Origin of the sequence: Actinosynnema pretiosum (assembly GCF_002354875.1) — a bacterium.
GTDB classification, from domain to species: domain Bacteria; phylum Actinomycetota; class Actinomycetes; order Mycobacteriales; family Pseudonocardiaceae; genus Actinosynnema; species Actinosynnema auranticum.
On the sequence record NZ_CP023445.1, the window covers coordinates 2,997,464 to 3,022,687 of the forward strand.

Here is a 25,224-nt window from a genome sequence, read left to right on the forward strand (position 1 = left end):
GTAGTTCCCCCGTTATTCCGCTTCGAGAGGTTTGGGGTCTGGTGGACGGGTACGGGTTCAACATCGCGCTGGTCGTGGTGCTGCTGCTCTTCAACGCGCTGTTCGCGGGCAGCGAGATGGCGCTCATCTCGCTGCGGGAGGGGCAGCTCAGGGCGCTGGAGCGCGAGGGCGGGTCGGGTGGTCGCACACTCGTGCGGTTGGCCCGCGACCCCAACCGCTTCCTGGCGACCATCCAGATCGGCATCACCCTGGCGGGCTTCCTCGCCTCGGCCACCGCGGCGGTCTCGCTCGCCGCGCCGCTGGTGCCGCTGCTGTCCTTCGTGGGCGGCGCGGCCGACGCCGTCGCCGTCGCGCTGGTCACGATCGTGCTGACCTTCGTGACCCTGGTGTTCGGCGAGCTGGCCCCCAAGCGGCTGGCCATGCAGTACGCGCTGCGCTGGGCCCTGCTCGTGGCCAAGCCGCTGCACCTGCTCTCGACCGTATCCCGCCCGGTGATCTGGCTGCTGAGCACCTCGACCAACGCCGTGGTGCGGGTGTTCGGCGGCAAGGCCGAGACCGACGCGGAGGAGATGTCGCCCGAGGAGCTGCGCGAGCTGGTGTCCGCGCAGCGCGGGCTCAACAGCGAGCAGCGCATGATCATCAACGGCGCGCTGGAGATCCACGAGCGGCGGCTGCGCGAGGTGTTCGTGCCCCGGCGCGACGTCGTCGTGCTCGACGCCGCGCTCGACGTGCCGTCCGCGCGGGCCGAGCTCGCCGCGTCCGGCCACTCCAGGGCGCCGGTCGCGCGCGGCGGGCACCTGGACGACCTGGTCGGGGTGGTGCACCTGCGCGACCTGCTGTCCGACACCACCCCGCTGACCGAGCTGGTGCGGGCCGCCGTGGTGTTCCCCGACTCGCTGCGGGTGTCCGACGCGCTGCGCCGGTTCAAGACCGACCACGAGCAGTTCGCGCTGGTGGTGGACGAGCACGGCGCGGTCGACGGCATCGTCACGCTGGAGGACCTGCTGGAGGAGATCGTCGGCGAGATCTACGACGAGACCGACCGCGACGTGATGGCCGTGCGGCGCGAGGACGACGGGGCGCTGGTGCTGCCCGGCTCGTTCCCGGTGCACGACCTGGTCGACCTCGGCGTCGAGCTGCCGGGCGCCCCGGAGGGTGACTACACGACCGTGGCGGGCTTGTTGCTGACCGTGCTCGGACACATCCCTGAACGGGCGGGTGAACGTGCCGAGGTGTCCGGGTGGGACCTGGAGGTCCTGGCCGTTGAGCGGCGGGCCATCACCTCGGTGCGGTTGCGCAGGGTCAAGGCGCTGGGCTGATCGAGTGATGTCCGCACTGGTGCGGGCGCATCGGACTTATCGCCCGATACGGTGAGTGTGTCAAGATCGACAACTCTCTGTGAACGGGGACGTGCGGTGGCTTTTTCCTTGGACCTGGACAAGCAGCTCGACAAGGCGTACGAGCAGCTCGGCCTGACCGAGATCCTCGACTCGCCGGTCGCGGCCCTGGCCGGGGTCAGCGAGGCGGCGGGCGAGAAGCTGGCCGCCCTCGGCATCAAGACGGTCCGGGACCTCGGGACCAACAAGTACTTCGCGTTCGCCTCCGCGCTGGCGGAGCTGGAGCGCACCACCAAGTGACCCCCGCCGGGAGCCCCCGTCGCCGCGCGGGCGACGGGGGCTCCCGCGCGTCGCGGGGTCGGCGTCGCGGGGTCAGGGGACCAGCAGGACCCGGCCGAAGGCGGTGCGGCCCTCGATGTGGCGGTGCGCGTCACCGGCCCGCTCCAGCGGGAACTCCTCGTCCAGCACCACGGTCAGCTCGCCGGAGGCGACGCGGGCGATGAGCCCCTCGACCAGCGGGCGGGTGCGCGCCGGGTTGTGCGCCATCTCGCCGCCGAAGTACACGCCGTTGATCGAGGCGTTCTTGAACATCAGCGGGCCGATGTTCGGCGGCTGCGCCTCGCGACCGGCCTGGCCGACCCAGCTGATGCGGCCCCGGTAGGCCAGCGCCGCGACGCTGCCCTCCAGGGTGCGCCCGCCCACCGGGTCGACGACCACGTCGACGCCCCGGCCGCCGGTCAGCTCCATGACCCTGGTGACGACGTCCTCGGTGCGGTAGTTGATCGCGTGGTCGAGGCCGTACCCGGCGAGGCGCTCCAGCTTGTCCGGCTGCGAGGCGGTGCCGATGACCGTGGCGCCCGCGGCCTTGGCCAGCTGCACGGCCGCGAGCCCGACACCGCCCGCGGCGGCCTGGACCAGCACGGTCTCGCCCGCCTGGAGCCTGCCGAACTCGAACAGGCAGTCGTCGGCGGTGCCGAACTCGACCGGGATGCCCGCGGCGAGCTTGAGGTCCAGGTTCTCGGGGACGCGGTAGGCGTTGCCCGCCTGCGCCACGGCCAGCTCCGCGTGCGAGCCGGACTGCATGAACGCCACGACCCGGTCGCCCTCGGCCAGCGAGGTCACGCCCTCGCCGAGCGCGACGACGGTGCCCGACGCCTGGTAGCCGACCACGTGCGGGGTGGACTTGAGCGGCGCGAGCTGCCGGTGGAGCAGGTCACCGCCCTGCACCCCGACGGCGGCCACGCGCAGCAGCACCTCGCCGGGCCCCGGCTGGGGGTCGGGGACGTCCTCGTAGCGCAGGACCTCGGGACCGCCGTTCTCGTAGTACACCGCCGCCTTCATGCCTTGCCCCTCTTCGCAGATCGAATGACAACACTGTTATTCAAACACTGGTACCCCTCGTTGACGCGCTGAACCGCCGGGGTGTGGGAAACCGCACGGGTGGGGGGACTTGGGAATAGGGCGCCCGGGAGGAAGTGCGAGGGAGGGGAGCCGGGTGCCGGGTGCGGGGAGGAGTGCCGGGGAGCCGGGGGCCGTGGAGGGAGGTATCGGGGAGCGGGGCGGGCGCTGGCGGCGAGGTGATCGGGGGCGGCGGGCGGGCGGCGGACGGCGGGCGGCGGATGGCGGGCGGTTGGCGGGCGGTTGGCGGATGGCGGGCGGGCGACGGGCGGCGGTTGGCGGTTGGCGGTTGGCGGGCGACGGGCGGCGGTTGGCGGTTGGCGGGCGGCGGTTGGCGGGCGGTTGGCGGGCGAGCGGTTGGCGGGCGGTTGGCGGGCGGTTGGCGGGCGAGCGGTTGGCGGGCGGTTGGCGGGCGGCGGGCGGGCGAGCGGTTGGCGGGCGGTTGGCGGGCGGCGGGCGGGCGGCGGGCGGTTGGCGGGCGGTGGTGGCAGCGACGGACGGCGTGGTGCGGCGCGGCGGTGGGTGCGGCGGTTGGGGGCGTGGTGTGGCGCGGGCGGTGATCGGGGGTCGCCCGCGGGCCTGGCGGCCCGGATCGCTTCGGGAGACCGCTGCGCCGGTTAGGCCTTCCGGGTGGTCTCCCGCGCTGCTGCGGGGTCCGCGTCCCCCGGCGCAACCTGCGGCGGGTAGACCGGTGCACCTGCCGGGGTGAGGAGGGGGCGTGGACCTGAACAGCGTGGTCGAGGTGTGCGACCCGCGTGACGTGGGGGAGTGGCGCGACGGGGACGTGTGGCTCGCGGGTGGGACGGTCGTGTTCGGGGAGCCCGCGCTGCGGCCCCGGCGGCTGGTCGACCTCACCCGGTTCGGCTGGGCGCCGGTCACCGGGTTGGCGGACGGCGGGGTCGAGATCGCCGCCACCTGCACCATCGCGGAGCTCGTCGCGTGGGGGCGGGAGCGCGGCGTGCCGCTGGTCGAGCAGTGCTGCCGGGCGTTCCTGGCCTCCTTCAAGGTCTGGAACACCGCCACCGCGGGCGGCAACCTGTGCGCCGCGCTGCCCGCCGGGCCGGTGATCGCGCTGACCGCCGCCCTCGGCGGGGTGTGCCGGGTCGTCCTGCCGGACGGCGGGGAGCGGCTGGTGGCGGACGGGTTCGTGGTCGCCCCCGGCGTCACCCGGCTGGGGCGCGGCAGCTACCTGCGCTCGATCGTGGTCCCCGGTTCCGCGCTGCGCGCCAGGACCGCGTTCCGGCAGTTCTCGCTGCACGACCACGGGCGCTCCGCCGCGCTGGTCGTCGGGGTGCTCGACGACCGGCGGTTCCGGCTCGTGATCACCGCCGCCGTGCCCGCGCCGCTGGTCCGCGACTTCCCGCGCGTGCCGGGCGCCGCCGAGGTCGCCGACCTCGTCGCGGGCGTCCCCGCGTGGGTCGACGACGTGCACGGCGACCCGGAGTGGCGTCGGCACCTCACCGGGCTGCTCGCCGAGCAGGTCCGCCGCGAGCTGGGGGGCGAGTGATGGGGTTCTCCGCCAGCGTCAACGGCCACCGCGCCGACCGCGAGCCGCGCCCCGGCCAGTGCCTGCGCACCTACCTGCGCCAGCTCGGCTGGCACGGCGTCAAGAAGGGCTGCGACGCGGGCGACTGCGGCGCGTGCACGGTCCACGTCGACGGCCTGCCCGTGCACAGCTGCCTGTACCCGGCGCTGCGGGCCGACGGCGCCGAGATCACCACCGTCGAGGGCCTCGCGGGCGCGGACGGCGAACCGCACCCGGTGCAGCGGCGGTTCCTGGACGCCCAGGGCTTCCAGTGCGGGTTCTGCACCGCCGGGATGATCATGACCGTCGCCGCCCTCACCCCCGAGCAGGAGGCCGACCTGCCCCGCTCGCTCAAGGGGAACCTGTGCCGCTGCACCGGTTACCGGGCGATCGAGGACGCCGTGCGCGGCGTGCGCGCCGTCCAGGACGCCCCGCCCGGCGCGGCCGTCGGCAGCAGCGTCGGCGCGCCCGCCGGACCCGACGTGGTCACCGGCAGGGCCGCGTTCACCGCCGACGTCGACGTCCCCGGCGCGCTGCACCTCAAGCTCGTGCGCTCCCCGCACGCGCACGCCAGGATCACCTCCGTCGACACCGCCGCCGCGCTCGCCGTGCCCGGCGTCGTCGCCGTCCTCACCCACCACGACGCCCCCGCCCGCCGCTTCTCCACCGCGCTGCACGAGCTGGTCGAGGACGACCCCGCCGACACCCGCGTCCTGGACGACGTGGTGCGCTTCGCCGGTCAGCGGGTGGCCGCCGTGGTCGCCGAGACCGAGGCCGCCGCCGAGGCCGGGCGCGACCTGGTGGTCGTCGGCTACGAGCCGCTGCCCGCCGTGCTCGACCCCGACGCCGCCCTCGCCCCCGGCGCGCCCCTCGCGCACCCGGACGGCAACGTCGTCGCCCGGCTGTCCGGCGAGGTCGGCGACGTCGAGGCCGGGTTCGCCGAGGCGGACGTGGTGTGCGAGCGGGAGTTCCGCACCCAGCGGGTGCAGCACGCGAGCCTGGAGGTCCACGGGGCCCTCGCCTGGTTCGAGGACGACCGGCTCGTGGTGCGCTCCAGCACGCAGACCCCGTTCCTGGCGCGCAGGCTGCTGTGCGCGCTGTTCGACCTGCCGCTCGACGCGGTGCGCGTGCAGGCCGGGCGGGTCGGCGGCGGGTTCGGCGGCAAGCAGGAGGTGCTGGTCGAGGACGTCGTCGCGCTCGCCGCCCTCGCGCTGCGCCGCCCGGTGCGCCTGGAGCACACCAGGTCCGAGCAGTTCACCGGCACCACCGTGCGCCACCCGTTCACCGTGCGGGCCCGGCTCGGGGCGCGCGCCGACGGCACGTTCACCGCGCTGCGCCTGGACGTCGTCTCCGACACCGGCGCGTACGGCAACCACGGGCCGGGCGTGCTGTTCCACGGGTGCAGCGAGTCCGTGTCGGTGTACCGGTGCCCCAACAAGAAGGTCGAGGGCGTCGCGGTGCGCACCAACACCGTGCCGTCCGGCGCGTTCCGGGGCTACGGGCTGGGGCAGGTCACCTTCGCCGTCGAGTCCATTGTGGACGAGATGGCCGAACGGCTCGGGCTCGACCCGCTGGACGTGCGCGAGCGCAACCTGGTGCGGGGCGGGGACGTCCTGGTCACCGCGCTCGGCGCGGAGGAGGACCTGCACATCGCCGGGTACGGGCTGGACCAGTGCCTGCGGCGGATCAGGCAGGTGCGCGCCGAACCCCTCCCCGACGCGCCGCCGGGGTGGCTGGTCGGGCAGGGCTCGGCCGTGTCGATGATCGCCACGACCCCGCCGCGCGGGCACCACGCCGACGCGGCCGTGCGGGTGCGCCCGGACGGCGGCTACGAGATCGCCGTGGGCACCGCCGAGTTCGGCAACGGCACCACCACCGTCCACCGGCAGCTCGCCGCCGACGCGCTGGGCACCACCGTCGACCGGATCTCCGTGCGGCAGGCCGACACCGACGCCGTCGGCTACGACACCGGGGCGTTCGGCTCCACCGGGCTGGTCGTGGCGGGCAAGGCGGTGCTCGCCGCCGCCGAGCAGCTCGCCGAACGGGTGCTGGCGTTCACCGCCTCCCTCACCGGGGTGGGCGTCGCGGCGTGCGCGCTCGACGTGGAGGCCGTGCTCGTGGACGGGAGAGCGCTGCCGCTCGAGGAGGTGCGCGCCGCCGCCCGCGCCGCCGGGGTCGAGCTGGTGGGCAGCGGCAGCTTCGGCGGCACGCCCCGGTCGGTCGCGTTCAACGCGCAGTGGTTCGCCGTCGCCGTCGACCCGGACACCGGGGAGGTCCGGGTGCTGCGCAGCGCGCACGCCGCCGACGCCGGGCGCGTGGTGAACCCGCTGCAGTGCCGGGGACAGGTCGAGGGCGGGGTCGCGCAGGGGATCGGCGCGGCGCTGTTCGAGGAGGTGCTGCTCGACGCCACCGGGGCGGTCGCCACCGACGTGCTCCGCCGCTACCGGGTGCCCGCGTTCGCGGACGTGCCCAGGACCGAGGTGTGGTTCAGCGACAACGGCGACGCCTACGGGCCGCTCGGGGCCAAGTCGATGAGCGAGAGCCCGGTCAACCCGGTCGCGCCCGCGCTGGCCAACGCCCTCCGCGACGCCACCGGCGTCCGCTTCACCCGGCTCCCGCTGCGCCGCGACCGGGTGTGGGCGGCGCTGCGCGACGCGCGGGGGATCACGCCGTGAACACCAGCGCCCCGTCCGCCACCGGGCGGTGCCGCAGCGACACGATGTCCGGCAGGTAGCCCCGCACCGGCTTCCACGGCCCCTCCGCGCCCGCCCTCGGGAACTCGTGCACCGACCGCCGCACGTACCCGGCGGAGAGGTCCAGCAGCGGCCGGGTCGCCATCCCCGCGTTGTCGGTGTGCGGCGCGCACCTGCGGTAGCCGTGCTCGGCCATGTGCCGCAGCACCCGCACCAGGAACTCGCTCACCAGGTCGGCCTTGAGCGTCCACGAGGCGTTCGTGTAGCCGACCGTGAACACCAGGTTCGGCACGTCGCTGAGCATCGTGCCCCGGTACACCAGCTTGTCCGGCAGGCGCACCGGCTCGCCGTCCACCACCAGGTCGATCCCGCCCAGCGGCAGCAGGTTCAGCCCGGTCGCCGTCACCACCACGTCGGCGGGCAGCTCCCGGCCCGACGCCAGCTCGATCCCGGTGCGGGTGAAGCGGGCGATCCGGTCCGTCACCACGGACGCCCGGCCGCTGCTGATCGCGGTGAACAGGTCGCCGTCCGGGGCGACGCACAACCGCTGGTCCCACGGGTCGTAGCGCGGCGCGAAGTGCTCGCGCACCGGGTAGTTCGCGGGCAGCCTGCGCGCGACGTCCTTGAGCAGCAACCGCTTCACCAGCTTCGGCGCCCGCCTGCTCAGGTGGTACAGGCCGGAGCTGAGCGCGATGTTGCGCCACCGCACCGCACCGTGGCCGCCCACCCGGCGCAGCGCCCGCGCGATCCGGTCGTCGTTCGGCACCGAGGCGACGTAGCCGGGGGAGCGCTGGAGCATCGTCACGTGGCCCGCGCTCGGGGCCAGCGCGGGCAGCAGCGTGATCGCGGTCGCCCCGCTGCCGATCACCACCACCCGCTTGCCCGCGCAGTCCAGGTCGTCCGGCCACTGCTGCGGGTGCACCACCCGGCCGCCGAAGTCCGCGAGTCCGGGGAAGTCCGGCCGGTAGCCCCGGTCGTACCGGTAGTAGCCCGCGCACAGGTGCAGGAAGTCGCAGGTGAGCACGACCGGTTCGCCGTCGTGCTCGGCGTGCACCACCCAGCGGTTGTCCGCGCTCGACCACTCGGCGCGGGACACCCGGTGCCGCAACCGGATCCGGTCCGTCACGCCGGAGCGCGCCGCGGTGTCGCCGAGGTAGTCCCGGATCGCCCCGCCCGGCGCGATCGACTCGGGCAGCGACCACGGGCGGAACCGGTAGCCGAGGGTGTGCATGTCCGAGTCCGAGCGGACGCCGGGGTAGCGGAACAGGTCCCACGTGCCGCCGAGGGAGTCCCTGGCTTCCAGCACCGCGCACGAGCGGTCCGGGAGGGCGCTCAGCACGTGGTGCGCCGCGCTGATCCCCGAGATGCCCGCGCCCACGATCAGGACGTCCACGTGCTCGCTCATCTGAGGGCCTCCCCGGCCGCTTGGTACACCTGCGTACCCCGCAGCGACGGTACGCGCGGTGTGGTCCGGACCACAAGGTCGCGGCTGCGGTCGCGGGGTGCGGCTGCGGTCGTGGCGACGGCGGGCCCGCGCCCGATAACGTCAGGACCGTGACGACCACCGGCGCGGCGGGTGCGGGTTTCCGGGGCAGGCTGCTGCGGGCGCTGGCGGAGGGCATCGCCGAGGACGGCTACCGGCGGACCACGGTCGCCGACGTCGTGCGGCGGGCGCGGACCTCGCGGCGCACCTTCTACGAGCACTTCGCCGACAAGGAGGCCTGCTACGCGCGGCTGCTCGCCGAGGCCAACCAGCGGATCATCGTGCGGATCACCGAGGCGGTCGACCCGCGCGCCCCGTGGGAGGAGCAGGTCAGGCAGGCGGTCGGGGCGTGGCTCGACGCGGCGGGGACCACGCCGGAGCTGACGCTGAGCTGGATCAGGGACCTGCCGTCGCTGGGCGCGGCGGCGCGGGCGCTGGAGCGGGAGGTCACCGACCACTTCGTGGTGATGGTCCAGCGGTTGTGCGACACCGAGGAGCTGCGGGCGGCGGGGCTGCGGCCGGTGGACAAGCAGTGGGCGACGATCCTGATCGGCGGGCTGCGGGAGCTGATGGCGACGGCGGTGGAGGAGGGGCGCGGGCTGGACACGCTCGCCGAACCGGCGGCGGAGGCGGTGATCGCGCTGCTCGGGCCCCGGAGGTGACGTCGGGGCGGGTGCGGGGCGGCCGTCCGGGGGGAGGTCAGGACCACACGTGCCGGGGGATCGTGTCGAGCAGGTCGCAGCAGGCGTCCAGCACGCCCGCGACGTCCCGCAGCTCGCGGTAGGACGGGAAGCCGCCCAGCCAGGAGCCCCGGACCCAGAAGCCCCGGTGCCCGGTCCCCAGCAGGTGCGCCACCACCTCCGGGGTGAGCACCGCCCTGGCGAACGCCTCGTCGAAGCAGGTCACCTGGTACTCCCGGTCGAACTCCGGGCACCCCAGCAGGAACACGCCGGGGGCGATCGCGGCGTTGATCCGGTTCGACAGCGCGGTCCCGCGCGCCACGCGCAGCGTCGGCCTCGGCACGGGCAGCCGGACCCACAGGTCCCGCTCGTCCACCCACCTGGTCCGGGACGTGTTCTCCCTGCGGGTGACGGCGAACCGGATGAGCGCGAAGCGGCGGCCCCGGTGCTCGCCGGTCAGCACGTCCTTCGCCCTCCTCGCCCGCACCACCGGCTGCGGACCGAGCAGCACCGGCTCCAGCGGCACGTGGCGCTCCAGCTCGTGGTGCACGCCCACCCAGCGGTCGTCGCGCTCGCGGAACTCCCAGCCGTGCTCGCGCACCTGCCGCAGCAGCTCGGCCCGCTCCCCGCGCCTCGCCCGCAGCGCCAACCCGACCAGGGCACCGGTGAGCAGCACCGACCCGACCAGCGCGATCGTCACGGCCCAGAACGGGCTCACCAGGACGCCTCGCCCAGGACGCTGCGCTCCCCCAGGTCGTCGTCGGGACCCGGAGCGGGGCGGCGGGGCGGTTGCGCGCCGGGCGGCTGCGGGGCGTGCGGCTGCGGGGTGGGCGCGCTGACCGGCGCCAGCACCGGGGCGGGGGCGGTCGGCGGGGCGAGCGGCGCGGGGCCCGAGGGGGCGCGCGGGGGGAGGTCGCCGAACAGGGCGGCGTCCTCGGCCAGCACGCGGTCCAGCAGCCCGGTGTCGCCGAGGCTGCGCCGCACCACCTCGGCCTGCGCGCGGTGCGCGTCGGCCCGGGCGCGGGCGATCGTGTGGGTGACCAGCGCGGACAGCGCGGCCGGCGCGGTGGTGGCCACGGCCGCGCCGAACACGACCGAGCGGACCGCGCCACCCGGTTCGGCGACCACGGTCACCACCCCGCCGTCCGAGGTGGCGGTCCCGGTGACCTCCGCCAGCTCCTCGGTCATCCGGCGGTAGTTCTCCGCGCGCGCCTGCGTGCCCCGCGCGGCCAGGTCGATGGCCTCGATCCTGGCGGTGAGGTGCTCCGCCCAGTCGGTCACGGCCGTCCCCCCGCTGTCCGGTCGGGCTCGATGGTGGACACGAACTGCCGGAACTCCTCGACCACGGACTCGAACCGCTCCAGCGTTGAGGTCAGGACGACCCGCAGCACGACCACCCGCGACGGGTCCTCGCTGCCGCGCATCCCGATCAGCACCTGGCTCTGCACCAGCTCGGTGGTCCTGCCCCTCAGCACGGTCTGGATGCGCAGCGTCTGGGTCAGCGCCGGGCTCTCCTCGGTGCCGACCTCGGTCCGCTGACCGACCTGGAGCCTGCCGACGCCCTCGCGCAGCCGCTCGACGGCCTCGTCGGCCAGCTCCGCCAGCGACCTGGTCTCGAAGTCGCCGGTGACGCTGATGTTCGGGGTGAACCCGTCGATCGCGGGCGGGCGCAGCGCCACGAACGCGGCGCCGGGGGACCCGACCTCGTCCGGCGGCGCGGCGATCCAGCCCTGCGGCAGCGCGAACGCGATCGGCACGGGGATGGTGGTGGCCATCTGCTTGCTCCTCCTGGGCGTGGACCCGCGGTCCACTGCGGACTTGATCGTCGGCGGGCGCCGCTAGAACAGATCGCCGAAGAACCTCGTCACCTGCTTCCCGGCATTGTCCACGGCGCCACCGACCGCGCTCAGCCCGTCACCGATCGCGCCCGCCGCGTCGGCCGCGGTCGACACCACGGCCCTCGGGTCGACGGTGAACTCGAACCCCAGCTTGCCGCCGAGGCCGAGCCCGGCGCCGAACGAGCCGCCGACGTGGAACTTGCCGTCCGGTCCCAGGCCGAGCTGGGCGTCCGCCGTCAGCCCCGCGCCCGCCCACGCCTCGGCCGTGCCGCCGACCCCGATGCCCGCGGCCTCCACGCTGCCCTCGGCCTTGGCCCGCGCGCCCGCGAACGCGTCCACCTCGGCCCGCGCGCCCGAGGCGTTGAGCGTGAACCGGCCCGAGCCCGTCGCGCCGACGTAGCCGGTGGCGCTGCCCGACGCCGAGGTGTGCTCACCCATCCTGACCTGGCCGGACGCCTCCAGCTTCGCCAGGTACGCCTCGGCGCTCGCGGTCGCGGTGATGCCGCTCGCGCCCCACTTGGCGTCGGCCCGCGCGCCCGCGCCCAGCACGTCGACGCCGTACCGCCCGTCACCGGAGAGGAGGCCGTCGTCGAACGACCCCTCGCCGTCGACGCCCCAGACCCTGGCCTCGGCCTCACCGGACCACTCGCCGGTGGGCACGTCGACGCCCAGCAGGTCGAGCAGGGCGGTGGCGCCCTCGGCGAAGTCCTCGTCCAGGCCGGGCGAGGCGCCGTGGCCGAACTCGGCCGGCTTCTTCTTCCAGGCCGGGTCCATCCCGTCGCCGAACCTCGTCCCGCCGGACTTGCCGTGCCTGCCGTCCGGGCCCTCGGGCAGGCCGAGCTCCTCGGCGGCCCGCCCACCGGCCTCGGCCAGCTCGTCCCGCGCGGCCCGCAGGATGCGCTCGGCCTCCTGGAACACCCCGGCCGCCGGGTCGGCGAACGTGCCGACCAGGCCGCTCGCGACCTGCGCCAGGAAGTGCGACCGGGCCAGGCGGGAGAGCGCTTTCGCGGCGGCGTGCAGCTCGATCGCGCGCTGCGCCTCGGCCTGCGCCCACACCAGCTTCGCGGCGTAGTCGGCCAGCGCCTCACCGCCCTCGCCGAGCTCCTCGACGGCCGCGAGCCACAGCGGCGGCTCCTCGCCGAACGCGCCCCGGAACGCCTCGGCGGCCTCGCCCGCCCACCCGGCCACGTCGACCGACCCGAGGTCCGCGCCTGCGCCGGACACCGCCCGCACGCCCTGGACCAGCAGCCGCAGGTCGGCGCCGATCGCCTCCGGGAGGCCGGGGACCAGGTCGCGGGGGTCGCTGGTCTGCCCGAGCGCGCTCACCGCCGACCACCGCCCAACCGGCGCCCGATCCGGCCCTCGGCGGCGGTGGACGCGCCGACCGCGCCCGAACCGACCGCGCCCGAACCGACCGCGCCGACGGCCCCGCCCGCGACGTCACCACCCGCGCCGCCCGCGACACCACCCGCGACACCCGCGCCGCCGCTGATCCCGCCGGTCACGCTCGACCTGACCGCGCCGCCAGGGCTGACCGCGCCGCCCGCGATCCCGCCGACCGGGCCCTGCCCGTCGACCGCCCGCATCCGCGCCGACACCCGGTGCTCCTGCTCGACGTACGCGCCCGCCGTCGCCTCCAGCTCCCGGCCGTGCTCCTCGGCGCGCTCCCGCAGCTCCTCCACCCGCAGGACGGCCCGCTCGATGAAGTCGGCCCAGCCGGCCTGCACGCCCGCGTGCCCGTAATCACCCGACGGCGGGCGCCAGTGCGGGCCGACGACGCCGTCCACCGCGCCGCCGATGCTCCTGGCCGTGCCCCGAAGCTCGTCGGGCACGCTGCGGTAACCCCCACCGGACATGTCGCTCCACGAGGATGTGCTCAGGCGTGAGCGGGCTTCCCCCCTGCGCTACGCCTCGCAGGTCCCGTTGGCCTGCTTTCGTTCTATCAGGGGACACCTGAACGTGTGAGCGGTTTCGTGTGGATAGTCCACAGTGGATCAAGGTGGGGTCCGGCGGCGCCGTCCGGACGGGTGGGGTCAGGCGTCGCCCGCCCGCCCGCCCCCGGACGGCAGCGAGCTGCTCAGCCGCAGGCCCGCCGTCGTCATGTGCGCGGCCATCGCCTCGGCGGCGGCCTGCGGGTCCCGCGCCCTCAGCGCCTCCAGCACCCGGCTGTGCTCCTGGATCGACAGCTCCGCGTGCGGCCGGTCGCGCAGGCCGCGCTCGACCCACACCCGGATCAGCGAGCGGATGCTCTGCAGCAGGTGGTGCAGGACCTCGTTGCCCGCGATGTGGCCGATGTCCATGTGGAACATCATGTCGGCCTCGACGAACCGCTCCAGGTCGTCGACCGAGGCGCGCATGGTGTCGACGTACCCGCTCAGCCGCTCCAGCTCCTCGTCGCCGACCCGGCTCGCGGCCAGCCGCACCGCGTAGGTCTCCAGGCCGTGGCGGACCTCGATCAGCTCCTGGGTCTGCGGCTCGCCGAGCATCAACCCCCAGCTCAGCGTCTTGGGCAGCAGCTCGGAGGCGTCACCGCGCAGGTACGTGCCGGAGCCTGGCTTGACCACCACGACGCCGAGCAGCTCCAGCGCGGCCAGCGCCTCGCGCACGGCGGAGCGGCCGACGCCGAGCGCCGAGGCCAGGGCGCGCTCCGGGGGGAGGCGCTCCCCGGCGGACACCCCGCCCTGGGTGAAGTGGGCGAGGAGCGCCTGGGCGACCCCGGCGGCGAGCGAGCCACCGGTGTGGACGTCGCCGATGGCCTCGGGGAGACCGGTGATGGGGTCCTTGGAGAACGCGGGCACGTGGTGATCCTAGTGAATGCCGCGCTACAGAATTGTTACCGGTTAACCGGTCAACCGGTTGACTGGTTGACCGGTGCGTGGTGATACTTCACGGCAACACGAAGGCGCCGCCGCCGAGCCGAGGGTCGACGCGGCGGTCGCCGCACCACGAGGGGCAAGTCCTGTCCGCAGGCTTGACAGTGGTGTCAGATGCCCATGCGAGGAGTCACTGTGGACACCAGCACGGCTACCGGGGCCACACCGGCCACCGCAGTCGAGAAGTCAGCGATCCGCAAGGTCGCGATGCGCCTCGTTCCGTTCGTCGCGCTCATGTTCTTCATCAACTACCTGGACCGGACGGCCATCGGCTTCGCCGCGCCGAACGGGATGAACACCGACCTGGCGCTCACCGCGGCCCAGTTCGGCTTCGCCTCAGGCATCTTCTTCCTCGGGTACATCGTGCTGGAAGTGCCCAGCAACATCGCCCTGCACAAGTTCGGCGCCCGCCGCTGGCTGGCCCGCATCATGGTGACCTGGGGCATCGTCGCCGTCCTGTTCACCTGGGTGCAGAACTACACCCAGCTCGCCACCCTGCGCTTCCTGCTGGGCGTCGCCGAGGCCGGCTTCTTCCCCGGCGCCGTGCTCTTCCTGAGCCTGTGGGTCCCGGTGCGCTACCGCACCAAGATCCTCGCGCTGTTCTACCTGGCCCAGCCGCTGACCACGGTCGTCGGCGCCCCGCTCGCGGGCTGGCTGATCCAGCAGCACGACGTCTTCTTCGGCCTCGAGGGCTGGCGCTTCATGTTCCTCGGCGTCGGAGCCCCGGCGATCATCGTGGGCGTCATCGCCTGGTTCTACCTGGCCGACAGCCCCAAGGACGCCAAGTGGCTGACCAAGGAGGAGCAGGACTGGCTGACCACCGCGCTCTCCAAGGAGGACGCGGGCAAGGGCCCCCAGAAGCACCACGGCCTCAAGGCCGCCTTCGGCTCCGGTCGCGTGTGGATGCTCTCGCTGATCTACTTCGGCTTCATCTACGGCCTGTACACCCTGGCGTTCTTCCTGCCGACGATCATCTCCGGCTTCCAGGAGAGCGCGGGCGCCACGTTCGGCCTGATCGAGAAGGGCCTGATCACGGCCATCCCGTACGTCCCGGCCGCGATCGTGCTCTACCTCTGGTCCCGCGACGCCACCAAGCGCGGCGTCAAGACCTGGCACATCTCCATCCCCGCCGTCGTCGGCGCGATCAGCATCCCCCTGGCGCTGTACGCGGGCTCGCCCGCCGCGACCATCGCCGTGATCACCGTGACCGCCTGCGCGATCTTCGCCGCGCTGCCGAACTTCTGGTCGGTCCCGACCCAGTTCCTGTCCGGCGCCGCGGCGGCCGCCGGCGTCGCGCTGATCAACACCGTCGGCAACATCGCGGGCTTCGCCGCCCCGTACATCACCGGCGCGATCCACGACGCCACCGGCGCCTACACCGTCCCGATGTTCGTGGTCGGCGGGTTCATGCTGCTCTCCGCGATCCTGATGGTCGTGCTCGACCGCCGGGGCCGGACCGCCACGACCGCCGCCCCCCTGGAGGAGAAGTCCGCATGACCCGGCTCCGCAACGACCCCGCCGAGTTCGCCGACCAGCTGGTCGACGGCTTCGTGGCCGCCAACGCCACCCGTGTCCGCCGGGTACCCGGTGGGGTCGTTCGGGTCGCCAAGAGCGCGCCCGGCACCGTCGCCATCGTCACCGGTGGCGGTTCCGGGCACTACCCCGCCTTCGGCGGCCTCGTCGGGACCGGCATGGCCCACGGCGCGGCGATGGGGAACGTGTTCGCGTCCCCCTCCGCCCGCCAGGTCCGGTCGGTGGCGAAAGCGGTCGACAACGGCGCGGGAGTGCTGTTCGTCTTCGGCCGCTACGCCGGTGACGTGCTGAACTTCGGCCAGGCCGAGCAGCGCCTCATCGCCGACGGCATCCCCAGCCGCACGGTCCCGGTCACCGACGACGTGTCGGTGGCCGACCGGGAGGACCCCGCCACCCGGCGGGGCCTCGCGGGCGGCCTCGCGGTGATCAAGCTCGCCGCCGCGGCGGCCGAGGCCGGTCTGACCCTGGAGCAGGTCGCCTCGGTCGCCGAGCGCGCCAACGCCAGCACCCGCACCATCGGTGTGGCGTTCAGCGGCTGCACCCTCCCCGGCGCGTCCGAACCGCTGTTCACCGTCCCCGAGGGCCGCATGGCCATCGGCATGGGCGTGCACGGCGAGCCGGGCACCGAGGAGCAGGACGTCCCCAGCGCCGACGAGATGGCCGCCACCCTGGTCCGCAAGGTCCTGGAGCACGCCCCCGTCGCGGGCCCCGCCCGCGCGGCGGTGCTGCTCAACGGCCTGGGCGCGGTCAAGTACGAGGAGCTGTTCGTCGTCTACCGCGAGGTGGCGCGACTGCTCGCCGAGGCCGGGATCGAGCTGGTCGAGCCCGAGGTCGGCGAGTTCTACACGAGCTTCGACATGGCGGGGCTCTCGCTCTCGCTGGTCTGGCTGGACGAGGAGCTGGAGCGCTACTGGCGCGCCCCCGCCGACTCGCCCGGCTACCGCAAGACCCCCTCGCCCGCGGCGAGCGCCGACCCCGCCGCGGGCGAGACGACCCACCTCGACCTGGAGGAGGCCGTCCCGGCCGCCACCGAGGCGTCGAAGGCCGCCGCCAAGCGCGCCGCCGCCGCCATCGAGGCGTCCCGGATCGCGATCGACCAGGCCGCCGACGAGCTGGGCCGCATCGACGCCATCGCCGGTGACGGCGACCACGGCATCGGGATGCAGCGCGGCATCACCGCCGCCGCTGCCGCCGCCGCCCGCGCCGTCGACGAGGGCGCGGGCCTGGGCACCACGCTCCGCATCGCGGGCGACGAGTGGGCCGACAAGGCAGGCGGCACCTCCGGCGCGCTGTGGGGCGTGGCCCTGTACGCGGCGGGCAGCGCCTTCGGCGACGACGAGCCCGGCGACGCGGCCACGGCCGTCGCCGCCGCCGTCGACGCCATCCTTGGGCTCGGCGGCGCCGAGGTCGGCGACAAGACCATGGTCGACGCCCTGGTGCCCTACCGCACCGCGTTCGCCGACGCCGTCGCCTCGGGCGACGCGGACCCGTGGACCACCGCGGCCCGCGCCGCCGACGCTGCGGCCAGGGCCACCGCCGACCTCAAGCCCCGCATGGGCCGGGCGCGCACCCACGTGGAGCGCAGCCTCGGCACGCCCGACGCGGGCGCGATCTCCTTCGCGCTCGTCGTCACCACCGTCGCCGGGGTGCTCGCCACCTCCTGACGGGGGCAGCGGGCACGGGCGCGACACATCACCACCCGTTCGAGAGGACCACGCATGACCGCGCAGCTCCGGATCGTCGTCGGCTCCGACGACGCCGGCTTCGAGTACAAGGAAGCCCTCAAGCGGGACCTGGAGGCCAGCGGCGCCGTCGTGTCCGTCGTCGACGTCGGCGTCGACTCCGACGGCCGCACCCCGTACCCGGCGGTCGCGGTCTCCGCCGCCGAGATGATCGCCAGGGGCGAGGCGGACCGCGCGCTGCTGGTGTGCGGCACCGGCCTCGGCGTGGCCATCGCCGCCAACAAGGTGACCGGCGTGCGCGCCGTCACCGCGCACGACAGCTTCTCCGTGGAGCGCGCCGTGCTCAGCAACAACGCCCAGGTGCTGTGCTTCGGCCAGCGCGTCGTGGGCCTGGAGCTGGCCCGCCGCCTGGCCCGCGAGTGGCTGGAGTACCGCTTCGACGAGGGCTCGGCCTCCGCGCAGAAGGTCGCCCTGATCACCGAGTACGACGAGGGCCGCGAGACCGCGGGGACGCGCTGATGCCAGCCCCGCGCCCGCGCGTGGCGATCGGCGTGAGCCTGAAGATGTACCTGGGCCCGCGCCGCACCCGCGAGTGGTTCGACGAGGTGCTGTCCCTGGTCGCGGACCACCCGGCGCTCGCCTCCGGCACCGCCGAGCTGTTCGTGCTGCCCACGTTCACCGAGCTGGCCGCGCTGGTCGCGGCGGCCGGGGACACCGGGATCGCGGTCGGCGCGCAGGACCTGTCCTGGGAGGACCAGGGCGCCTACACCGGCGAGGTCAGCGGCGTGGCGCTGCGCGAGATCGGCTGCCGGTACGTCGAGGTCGGCCACGCCGAGCGGCGCAGGCTGTTCACCGAGGACGACCGGATCGTCGCCGCCAAGCTCGCCGCCGCGCTGCGCAACCAGCTGGAGCCGGTGCTGTGCGTGGGCGAGCCGGTGCGCGGCACGGTCGAGCACGCGGTGGAGGTGTGCCGCGCGCAGCTCGCGTCCGCGCTGGTCGACTCCGCCAGCCTGCCCGGCCCGATCACCCTGGCCTACGAGCCGGTGTGGGCGATCGGCGCCGCCGAGCCCGCCCCGCACGAGCACGTGCGCGCGGTGTGCTCGGCGCTGCGCGAGGACGTGGCGGGTCGGCCCGGCAGCCGGGTCATCTACGGCGGCAGCGCCGGTCCCGGCCTGTACTCCGCGCTCGGCGGCGACGCCGACGGGCTGTTCCTCGGCCGGTTCGCGCACGACCCCGCCGCGCTGCGCCGGGTGCTGGACGAGGTGGCCGAGGTGGAAGGGGTTCCGGCATGAGCATCGGGCTGAGCACCTACGCGTTCTTCTGGCAGCTGTCCTCCCGCGTGGAGAAGCCGCTGACCCTGGTCGAGGTGGTCGGCAAGACCGCCGAGCTGGGCGTCGGGCTGCTCCAGATCTGCGACCACCCGGCCATCGAGGACTTCGACGCCGAGCAGCTGCGCGCCCTGCGCGCCGCCGGTGACGCGGCGGGCGTGGCGTTCGAGCTGGGCACCAGGGGCCTGCGCCCCGAGCACCTGCGCCGCTACCTGGACATCGCCGACGCGCTGGGCGCGAAGGTGCTGCGCAGCATGGTCAACACCGCCGACCACCGGCCCACCCCGGACGAGGCGCTGGCCGACCTGCGCGCCATCGCGCCGGAGCTGGCCGAGCGCGGCGTCGACCTGGCGCTGGAGACCTACGAGCAGGTGTCCACCGCCGCGCTGGTCGAGCTGGTCGAGGGCGTCGACCACCCGCGCGTGGGCATCTGCCTGGACCCCGCCAACACCGTGGCCGCCCTGGAGCAGCCGGGCGCGGTGGTGGACCGCTGCGCGAAGCACGTGCTGAACGTGCACTCCAAGGACTTCGCGTTCACCCGCAGCGAGGGCTGGGTGGGCTTCCAGCTCGCGGGCGCGCTCATGGGCACCGGGCTGCTCGACTACGACCACCTGCTCGACCGGGTCCGCCCCGACGAGCGCGGGGTCAACCAGATCGTCGAGCACTGGCTGCCCTGGCAGGGCGACGAGGACACGACCCGCAAGACCGAACAGCTGTGGACCGCGCACAGCGTGGACTACCTGAGGAGCACACGACCATGACCGAGAACCTGACCATCGCCGTCATCGGAGCGGGCGGCAAGATGGGTATGCGCGTGTCGAACAACCTCGCGCGCACCTCCCACACGGTCTTCTACAGCGAGAACTCCGAGCCCGGTCAGGTTCGGGTCAAGGACGCGGGCCGCGAGGTCACCGACACCGCCGAGGCCGTCAAGGACGCCCAGGTCGTCATCCTGGCCGTGCCGGACATCGCCCTCGGCCCGGTGTCCGCGCAGGTCGTGCCGCAGCTCAAGTCCGGCGCCATCGTGCTGACCCTGGACCCGGCCGCCGCGTACGCCGGTCTGCTCACCAAGCGCGACGACGTCGAGTTCGTCGTCGCCCACCCGTGTCACCCGTCGGTGTTCCTCCAGCGCAAGACCCCGGAGGAGGTCGCCGACACCTTCGGCGGCATCGCCGCGGCGCAGGACGTCGTCGCCGCCATCGAGTCGGGCAACGAGGCGGCCCAGGCCGTCGCGGCCGAGGTCATCCGCACCATGTACGCGCCGGTCGTCGACGTGCACTGGGTGACCGTCAAGCAGCTGGCGTACCTGGAGCCCACCCTCGTCGAGACGGTGGCCTGCATGGTCGGCGCGCTGCTCAAGGAGGCGCTGGAGGAGACCGTCAACACCGTCGGCGTCCCCGAGCCCGCCGCCCGCGCCATGCTGCTCGGCCACGTCCAGGTCGCGCTCGCGAACACCCTCAAGGGCGACAACCCGTTCTCCGACGCGTGCCTGATCGCGATGGACTACGGCCGCGAGACGATCGTCAAGGACGACTGGAAGAAGATCTTCAACGACGGCGAGCTCGACGCCGTCATCGCGAAGATGCTGCACCTGGACAAGGTCCAGCACTGACCTGGGCCGGAGGGGACGACGCCGGCTCGGTCCGTTCGGACCGACCGGCGCCCCCGGTCTCCTGGCACGTCCCCGCCCCGCCGCAGGCGTCACGCCGCGCGGGGCGCTCCCGTCTCCGGCCCCCGGCCCCCGGCCCCAGGCCCCTGTTCCCGCCGACCGTCGAGCACCGCTCCGGTCGGGTTCCCGGCTCACCGGAACACCTGACCGCAATTGTGCGGCGAATTGTTTTCCCTCGGGACTTTCGGCCCCTTTCCGCTATCTCGCGTCCCGCCGGGCGCAATCCTGTGATTGCATGTCCTCCCATGGGCGGTAGTGCGCGCGGGGGAGGGTGGTGTGGGCGAGCCGGTTCCACCGGCGTGGGCCGCGTGGGGTAAGTCGTCGCAGGTCCTGGGCTGGTCCGGGGAGGCGTTGGGGCGGGGCGCGGTGGCGTTCCCGCTGGTCGGGGCGGTGCGCGCCGGTCGTGGTCGACCTGGCCCGAGAGCCGGGTCCCCGAGCGGTCGCGGTGCGCGCCGCTTATCCATTCCCGATTTATCCGACGCCCGTTCCGGAATGATCCTCGCGGTTCCAACCCCGCACTCCCGCGCGCCCCTGGCCGCGTCGATCGGCGATGTGCGCGCCCCTCTCCGGGCGCTTTCCGCCGACGTCCCGCCGCGCCCGCGCACCGCCGGTCCCCGCACCGCCGGTGCCGCTCCGCCGGTGCCGCTCCAGCCCCGTGCCCCCACCCCGCGCCGCCCGACCCCGCGCCGTCCGCGCGGGGCGGTTCGCGCTGTCCGAACAGATGACCGAGGAAGGTTGATCGCGCGGTGTTCCTGACCAAGTTGACCGTCGACGTGCGCTCCCGCGAGTTCCGCCGGGACCTGGCGAACCTGCACGAGATGCACCGCACCGTCATGTCCGGCTACCCCAGGGTCGAGGACGGCTCGCCCGCCAGGCAGACCCACGGTGTGCTGTGGCGGCTCGACCCCACGCGCGACGGGGGGTACACCCAGTACGTGCAGAGCCTGACCCGGCCGGACTGGACCGGGTTACCCGAGACCCTGCTGACCTCGCCCGCCGAGGTGCGCTCGCTCGACCCGCTGCTCGACGCCATCGAGCCCGGCCGGGTGCTGGCGTTCCGGCTGCTGGCCAACGCCACCAAGGACAGCGTGCCCGCCGAGCCCGGCGGGCGGGGGCTGCGGGTGGCGCACCGCACGCCCGAGGCGCAGGTGGCGTGGTTGGCGCGCAAGGGGCAGCGGCACGGGTTCGCGCTGCGCGACCGGCCCGACGGGGCGCCGGACGTGACGCTGTGGTCCGCGCCCCGGATGACCGGCCGCAAGAAGGCCGGGCGGCCCATCACCGTGGACGCGGTGCGGTTCGACGGGCACCTCGTGGTCACCGACGCGGACGCGCTGCGGGAGGCGGTCGGCAGCGGCATCGGGCGGGCCAAGGCGTACGGGTGCGGGATGCTCTCGCTCGCCAGGGCGCGGATCGACCTGGGCGAGGCCGCCGAGGTCGCCTAGCGGCCGCCCGCGCCGCCTGCGGTTCCGGCCGTGTCCACCGCGGGGAACGCGACCGCCGGGCCCACGCTCACCGGCACGGGCGTCGGGCGCGCGGAGCGCGGGGCGCTGGTGGAGGAGCGCCTGGCGAAAGCGGGGCTGTGGAAGGAGGTCGAGGACCGGCTGCCGCGGCCCGGCGGCGCGGGTTCCCCGGCGTGGGGCCCGCGCCGCCCGGCGCAGCGCTCAGACCGCCCCCGCGAACCGGTCGTCCAGGTACGCCCGCGTCGCGGCCTCGTCGCGGGACGACTTCAGGTAGTCGATCCACGCCCGCTGCTCGTGCAGCACCGCCCCCATCTCCCACACGCACACCACCTGCAGGTGCCTGCCCTGCTCCACGCGCTCGAACGAGTCCTGCCGCGCGGCGTCCCTGGCGTAGACGGACAGCCACATCTCGTTGTTGTTGCGCCAGGTGCAGGCGATCAGGAAGTGGAACGCCTCGCCGCACAGGTGGTGCACGACGAAGCCCAGGTCTCCGGAGATGTCGAGATCGCGGTCGGCGACCCGTGCTAACAGGAACTCGTGCGCCTGGGCGCGCAGCGCGTCCGGGACGGTCGCGTCGGACTTGCGCACCTCGTACCACTTCAGGTGCGCGTCGGGCAGCACCAGGTCGTGGTCCGGGAGCGGCACGACCTCCTTGGGGTAGTGCCGGTACTCGGGGTCGACGCTGGTGAACCGGGTCAGGTGCTGGGTCATGCCCGGATACTAGGGCCGATCGCCCGGTTCCGAGCGCGCTCTCGCGGCGGAACCCCGGAGGGACCGCGCGATCGGGGCTACCCTGCCGCCCGTGACCCCCACCCTCGCCGCGCTGCGCGCCTCCACCCTCGCCTTCTCCCCGCTGCCCGACCGGCCCGACCCGTCCTGGCTCGTCCTGGAAGCGGCCACCGCGCCCGCGATCGACCTCGCCCTGCCCGCGCACCGCGACGCCGCCCACGCCTGGCTCAACGCCTGGGGCTGCCGCATCCGCAAGCCCCGCCCCGGCGAGCCGGGGGTGTTCGACGCGGCGATCGCCGACTGGTGGGACGGGTGGTCCGCCGAGCTGCCCGCGCCCGACGACTGGCTCGTCGACCTGGCAGACGACCGGCTCGACGCGTTAGCCGCCTGCTTCACCGCGCTCGCCGCGTCCCCCGCCGCCCCGACCAGGACGCTCGGCCCGACCGCCGCGTCCAAGCTGCTGTTCGCCTTGCGCCCCAAGGCCCTCATGCCCTGGGACAACCTGATCGCCCAGGGCCTGCACGGCGCCCGCGACGGCCGCGCCTACCGCGCGCACCTGGCCACCGGACGGGGGTGGGCGCGCGCCGTCCTCGCCGAGGCCGCCGCCGAGGCCGCCGAGGCGGTCGCCGAACCCGCGCTGGTCGCCGGGCTCGGCCGCACCGGCTGGTCGCTCGCCAAGGTCCTCGACGAGTACTGCTACCTCGTCCACACCAGGGGCTGGGTCCCGCCCGCCGGGTGACCCGCCGACACCGCCGGGCGGGAAAGGGCCACCGCGCATTCCGCCCGGCGGTCGCGGGCGGCCCAGGCGCGGTCGAAACGGACAAAAGCCGCTGCGTCGAAACGCTTTCGGCGGCGGTGGCGGGCGCGTCGACGCCCTTGCTGAAATCGATTCAGAGGGGTCGCCCGCGATCGCGCCGGGTCTGTGAAGCCCGCGCGGGCGCAGATGCGTCGTCGCTGATCACGAGGGGCGATAGGGAAGGGCCGCTGTGCCGGGGGCTTGAGCGCGGATACTCCTGTCGGCTCAACTGCCCAGCACCCCATAGGGGTTCCTTGTGGGGGTGCAAACATTGTTCGCAGTCCCCATTGACTCCCTTCCTGCGCCCCCTACTATCCCTCGTGACCAGCTAGGGGGAATCCAATGCGGAATCGGACTTGTGGGGGACCGGGCACCGAGGGCGCGCGCCGCGCAGCCGAGGTGCCCAGATGAAGGTCGGCGTGGTCGGCGGGGGAATAGCGGGCGCGCTGCTCGCGCTGAGGTTGCGCCGCGAGCACGGCGCCGAGGTCGAGGTGTTCACCCTCGGACCGTCCACTTCGGACGCCTCGGGCGTGTCCGGCGGGCTGGTGCGCGGCTACGAGCGCGACCCGGACGCGTCCCGGCTCGCCGCGCTCGGCCTCGCCGAGCTGCGCGACAGCCCCGAACTGCTGGAGTGGACCGGCTACCGGGAGACCGGCTCGGTCTACCTGCTGCCCCCGGACGCCGGGCCGCCCGACCTGACCGCCGTGCGCGAGCTGCTGCCAGGCTCCGCCGAGGTCGTGGACGCCGCCGAGGCGGCCCGCCGCTACGGGTTCGCGGGCGGCGACGGGGCCACCGCCGTCGTGGAGCGCCACGCCGGGTTCCTGTCACCGGCCGGGCTGCGCGAGCGCGCGCTGGACTGGCTGGCCAGGCACGGCGCGACCGTGCGCGAGAGCAGGGTCGAGCGCGTCGGGGCGGACACCGTCGCGGCGGGCGGGACCGAGCACCGGTACGACGCCGTCGTCGTCGCCGCGGGCGCCTGGACCGGCGGGCTCGCGCCGGGGCGGTGGCGCACCAAGCAGATCCAGTTCGGCGTCTACCGCGTCGAGCTGCCGGGCCTCGCGGTCTTCGTCGACGACGTCACCGGCCTGTTCGGCAGGCCGTGGGCGCCGGGGGAGTTCCTGCTGGGCCTGGGCTGCGACCGCTGGGACGTCGACCCCGAGCGCGTCGAGGTCGACACCGCCCACGCCGAGGACGTCACCGCCGCCGTCCTGCGCCGGTTCGGCGTCCGCCCGGAACCGGTGCGCGCCGTGGCCTCCTGCGACGGCTACGGGCCGCCGGGCGGACTGCGACTGCGCGTCGAGGGCGGGGTGCGCACCTTCGCCGGTGGCAGCGGCGGGTCGGTCAAGACCGTGCTGGCCGCCAGCCGGGTGGCCGCGCGCCAGCTCGCCGCCTGACCCGGCGCGGCACGTGAAGTCCTCTGTAGACCCTTCTCGCTCTCAAGTGGACTGACAGTGCGACCGGGCCTCCCCGGTCCGGTTGTCGGGTCCGCCTTCCCGCGCGGTGGAAACCTCTCCCACCTGCGCCGATCCCCTGGACGAACCTCCCCGCAGCCCGCTGCGGCGATGGCGCGCGCCCTGATCCGGCGCGCCCGCCACCGCTGCGGGCGACTGCCGCGCGCCCGCTTCCCGGCCGCTCCCGACCTATCGGGGGCATAGGGAATTCCTGTTGGCGGGCAACGGTTCCCGGTGAATACTCGGGTTCTCCCCGCTCCGGCCGCACCGGCCGGGCGGGACTGGGGATGACGTCCCGATCGCACGAACTTCTTGCCGCACAAGCACTTCCGCCGTGCTCGTGGCCGCGCCCGCGCCGTGCCGCCGACCGGGAACAAGGTGGAGGAAAGGGAACGGGGTCCTCGGATGAGCGAGGTTGCCGAAGCCGTGCTGGAGATCCTCAGCGACGTGCTGGAGGTGAGCCGGGGCGAGCTGCGCGCCACGCCCGTGCTCGCCGCGCACGAGTGGGACAGCACCAGCTCGCTGGACGCGCTGTCCCAGCTGGAGACCGGGCTGGGGGTGCGCGTGGACCTGCGCGCCTTCCACGCGGCCAGGACCGTCGCCGACGTGGTCGACCTGGTCAGCCCGCAGTTCGAACCGGTCTGACCGGGGCGGCCCCGCACCAGGGGCGGTCCGCACCACCCCGCCGCCGTCGCGGCGGGTCGACGAGGGCGGCGGTCCTACCGCCACCGCCCACCGAAGATGGGAGA

General features: G+C 74.5%; 24 protein-coding genes. 15 read left to right on the forward strand and 9 right to left on the reverse strand.

Annotated elements, in window-relative coordinates; genetic code table 11:
• Positions 1-41 precede the first annotated feature (41 nt).
• Positions 42-1,319 (forward strand): hemolysin family protein, encoded by a 1,278-nt coding sequence (locus CNX65_RS13355; RefSeq protein WP_096493074.1) that lies wholly within the window; start codon positions 42-44, stop codon positions 1,317-1,319.
• Between the two features lie 96 nt (positions 1,320-1,415).
• Entirely contained in the window at positions 1,416-1,637 is a 222-nt protein-coding gene (locus CNX65_RS13360) for a hypothetical protein (RefSeq protein WP_096493075.1), read from the forward strand.
• Positions 1,638-1,709: 72 nt separating this feature from the next.
• Here CNX65_RS13360 and CNX65_RS13365 read toward each other — a convergent pair whose 3' ends face one another.
• A complete protein-coding gene (locus CNX65_RS13365) occupies positions 1,710-2,678 on the reverse strand; it encodes a quinone oxidoreductase family protein (protein WP_096493076.1) in 969 nt (322 codons plus the stop codon).
• A 775-nt stretch (positions 2,679-3,453) separates the two neighbouring features.
• Here CNX65_RS13365 and CNX65_RS13370 point away from each other — a divergent pair.
• Both CNX65_RS13370 and CNX65_RS13375 read left to right on the forward strand, forming a co-directional pair.
• Positions 3,454-4,242, forward strand: a complete 789-nt coding sequence (locus tag CNX65_RS13370; RefSeq protein WP_096493077.1) for an FAD binding domain-containing protein — start codon at positions 3,454-3,456, stop codon at positions 4,240-4,242.
• Positions 4,242-6,935, forward strand: a complete 2,694-nt coding sequence (locus CNX65_RS13375) for a molybdopterin-dependent oxidoreductase (RefSeq protein ID WP_096493078.1) — start codon at positions 4,242-4,244, stop codon at positions 6,933-6,935. The genes CNX65_RS13370 and CNX65_RS13375 overlap by 1 nt, the downstream gene beginning before the upstream one ends.
• Here CNX65_RS13375 and CNX65_RS13380 read toward each other — a convergent pair.
• Positions 6,925-8,358, reverse strand: a complete 1,434-nt coding sequence (locus CNX65_RS13380) for a flavin-containing monooxygenase (RefSeq protein WP_096493079.1) — start codon at positions 8,356-8,358, stop codon at positions 6,925-6,927. The two genes, CNX65_RS13375 and CNX65_RS13380, sit on opposite strands and share 11 nt — an antisense overlap.
• Positions 8,359-8,507: 149 nt before the next feature.
• Between CNX65_RS13380 and CNX65_RS13385 the strand changes: the two genes are divergently transcribed.
• Positions 8,508-9,098, forward strand: a complete 591-nt coding sequence (locus CNX65_RS13385; RefSeq protein WP_096493080.1) for a TetR/AcrR family transcriptional regulator — start codon at positions 8,508-8,510, stop codon at positions 9,096-9,098.
• 37 nt (positions 9,099-9,135) lie between these two features.
• Here the strand turns inward: CNX65_RS13385 and CNX65_RS13390 are convergent, their stop codons facing one another.
• The 6 genes from CNX65_RS13390 to CNX65_RS13415 all read right to left on the reverse strand — a co-directional run bounded on the left by CNX65_RS13390 (position 9,136) and on the right by CNX65_RS13415 (position 13,752).
• Positions 9,136-9,834 (reverse strand): hypothetical protein, encoded by a 699-nt coding sequence (locus tag CNX65_RS13390; RefSeq protein ID WP_096493081.1) that lies wholly within the window; start codon positions 9,832-9,834, stop codon positions 9,136-9,138.
• The gene (locus CNX65_RS13395) at positions 9,831-10,397 is read right to left on the reverse strand and encodes a YbaB/EbfC family nucleoid-associated protein (protein WP_096493082.1); all 567 of its coding nucleotides are present in this window, start codon (positions 10,395-10,397) and stop codon (positions 9,831-9,833) included. The genes CNX65_RS13390 and CNX65_RS13395 overlap by 4 nt, the downstream gene beginning before the upstream one ends.
• Positions 10,394-10,891 carry a hypothetical protein gene (locus CNX65_RS13400; protein ID WP_096493083.1) on the reverse strand — a complete coding sequence of 166 codons (498 nt, stop codon included), beginning with the start codon at positions 10,889-10,891 and terminating at the stop codon, positions 10,394-10,396. Before CNX65_RS13400 ends, CNX65_RS13395 begins: the two co-directional genes overlap by 4 nt.
• Before the next feature lie 63 nt (positions 10,892-10,954).
• Positions 10,955-12,280, reverse strand: coding sequence for a putative T7SS-secreted protein (locus tag CNX65_RS13405; protein WP_096493084.1), 1,326 nt, complete (start codon positions 12,278-12,280; stop codon positions 10,955-10,957).
• Positions 12,277-12,810, reverse strand: coding sequence for a hypothetical protein (locus CNX65_RS13410; protein WP_096493085.1), 534 nt, complete (start codon positions 12,808-12,810; stop codon positions 12,277-12,279). Before CNX65_RS13410 ends, CNX65_RS13405 begins: the two co-directional genes overlap by 4 nt.
• A gap of 177 nt (positions 12,811-12,987) precedes the next feature.
• Positions 12,988-13,752: a FadR/GntR family transcriptional regulator gene (locus tag CNX65_RS13415; protein ID WP_096493086.1), complete on the reverse strand. Its 765-nt coding sequence runs from the start codon at positions 13,750-13,752 to the stop codon at positions 12,988-12,990.
• Between the two features lie 210 nt (positions 13,753-13,962).
• Between CNX65_RS13415 and CNX65_RS13420 the strand changes: the two genes are divergently transcribed.
• From CNX65_RS13420 to cas6e, 7 genes are all read left to right on the forward strand, one after another.
• A complete protein-coding gene (locus CNX65_RS13420; RefSeq protein WP_232519816.1) occupies positions 13,963-15,324 on the forward strand; it encodes an MFS transporter in 1,362 nt (453 codons plus the stop codon).
• A complete protein-coding gene (locus CNX65_RS13425; RefSeq protein WP_096493088.1) occupies positions 15,321-17,024 on the forward strand; it encodes a dihydroxyacetone kinase family protein in 1,704 nt (567 codons plus the stop codon). Before CNX65_RS13420 ends, CNX65_RS13425 begins: the two co-directional genes overlap by 4 nt.
• 54 nt (positions 17,025-17,078) lie before the next feature.
• A complete protein-coding gene (locus tag CNX65_RS13430; protein WP_096493089.1) occupies positions 17,079-17,561 on the forward strand; it encodes a ribose-5-phosphate isomerase in 483 nt (160 codons plus the stop codon).
• Positions 17,561-18,334, forward strand: a complete 774-nt coding sequence (locus tag CNX65_RS13435) for a triose-phosphate isomerase family protein (protein WP_096493090.1) — start codon at positions 17,561-17,563, stop codon at positions 18,332-18,334. Before CNX65_RS13430 ends, CNX65_RS13435 begins: the two co-directional genes overlap by 1 nt.
• The gene (locus CNX65_RS13440) at positions 18,331-19,131 is read left to right on the forward strand and encodes a sugar phosphate isomerase/epimerase family protein (protein ID WP_096493091.1); all 801 of its coding nucleotides are present in this window, start codon (positions 18,331-18,333) and stop codon (positions 19,129-19,131) included. The genes CNX65_RS13435 and CNX65_RS13440 overlap by 4 nt, the downstream gene beginning before the upstream one ends.
• A complete protein-coding gene (locus tag CNX65_RS13445; RefSeq protein WP_096493092.1) occupies positions 19,128-19,982 on the forward strand; it encodes a phosphogluconate dehydrogenase C-terminal domain-containing protein in 855 nt (284 codons plus the stop codon). Before CNX65_RS13440 ends, CNX65_RS13445 begins: the two co-directional genes overlap by 4 nt.
• Before the next feature lie 803 nt (positions 19,983-20,785).
• Entirely contained in the window at positions 20,786-21,481 is a 696-nt protein-coding gene (gene cas6e / locus CNX65_RS13450) for a type I-E CRISPR-associated protein Cas6/Cse3/CasE (protein WP_096493093.1), read from the forward strand.
• 219 nt (positions 21,482-21,700) lie between these two features.
• Here the strand turns inward: cas6e and CNX65_RS35305 are convergent, their stop codons facing one another.
• Positions 21,701-22,210: a hypothetical protein gene (locus tag CNX65_RS35305; protein ID WP_157767627.1), complete on the reverse strand. Its 510-nt coding sequence runs from the start codon at positions 22,208-22,210 to the stop codon at positions 21,701-21,703.
• Between the two features lie 91 nt (positions 22,211-22,301).
• On the opposite strand from CNX65_RS35305, the gene CNX65_RS13460 reads away from it, so the two are divergent.
• The 3 genes from CNX65_RS13460 to CNX65_RS13470 all read left to right on the forward strand — a co-directional run bounded on the left by CNX65_RS13460 (position 22,302) and on the right by CNX65_RS13470 (position 25,120).
• A complete protein-coding gene (locus CNX65_RS13460; RefSeq protein ID WP_096493094.1) occupies positions 22,302-22,967 on the forward strand; it encodes a hypothetical protein in 666 nt (221 codons plus the stop codon).
• A 464-nt stretch (positions 22,968-23,431) separates the two neighbouring features.
• On the forward strand, positions 23,432-24,418 hold the full coding sequence (locus tag CNX65_RS13465) for an FAD-dependent oxidoreductase (RefSeq protein WP_096493095.1): 987 nt from the start codon (positions 23,432-23,434) through the stop codon (positions 24,416-24,418).
• Positions 24,419-24,880: 462 nt separating this feature from the next.
• The gene (locus CNX65_RS13470) at positions 24,881-25,120 is read left to right on the forward strand and encodes an acyl carrier protein (protein ID WP_015801483.1); all 240 of its coding nucleotides are present in this window, start codon (positions 24,881-24,883) and stop codon (positions 25,118-25,120) included.
• Positions 25,121-25,224 lie beyond the last annotated feature (104 nt).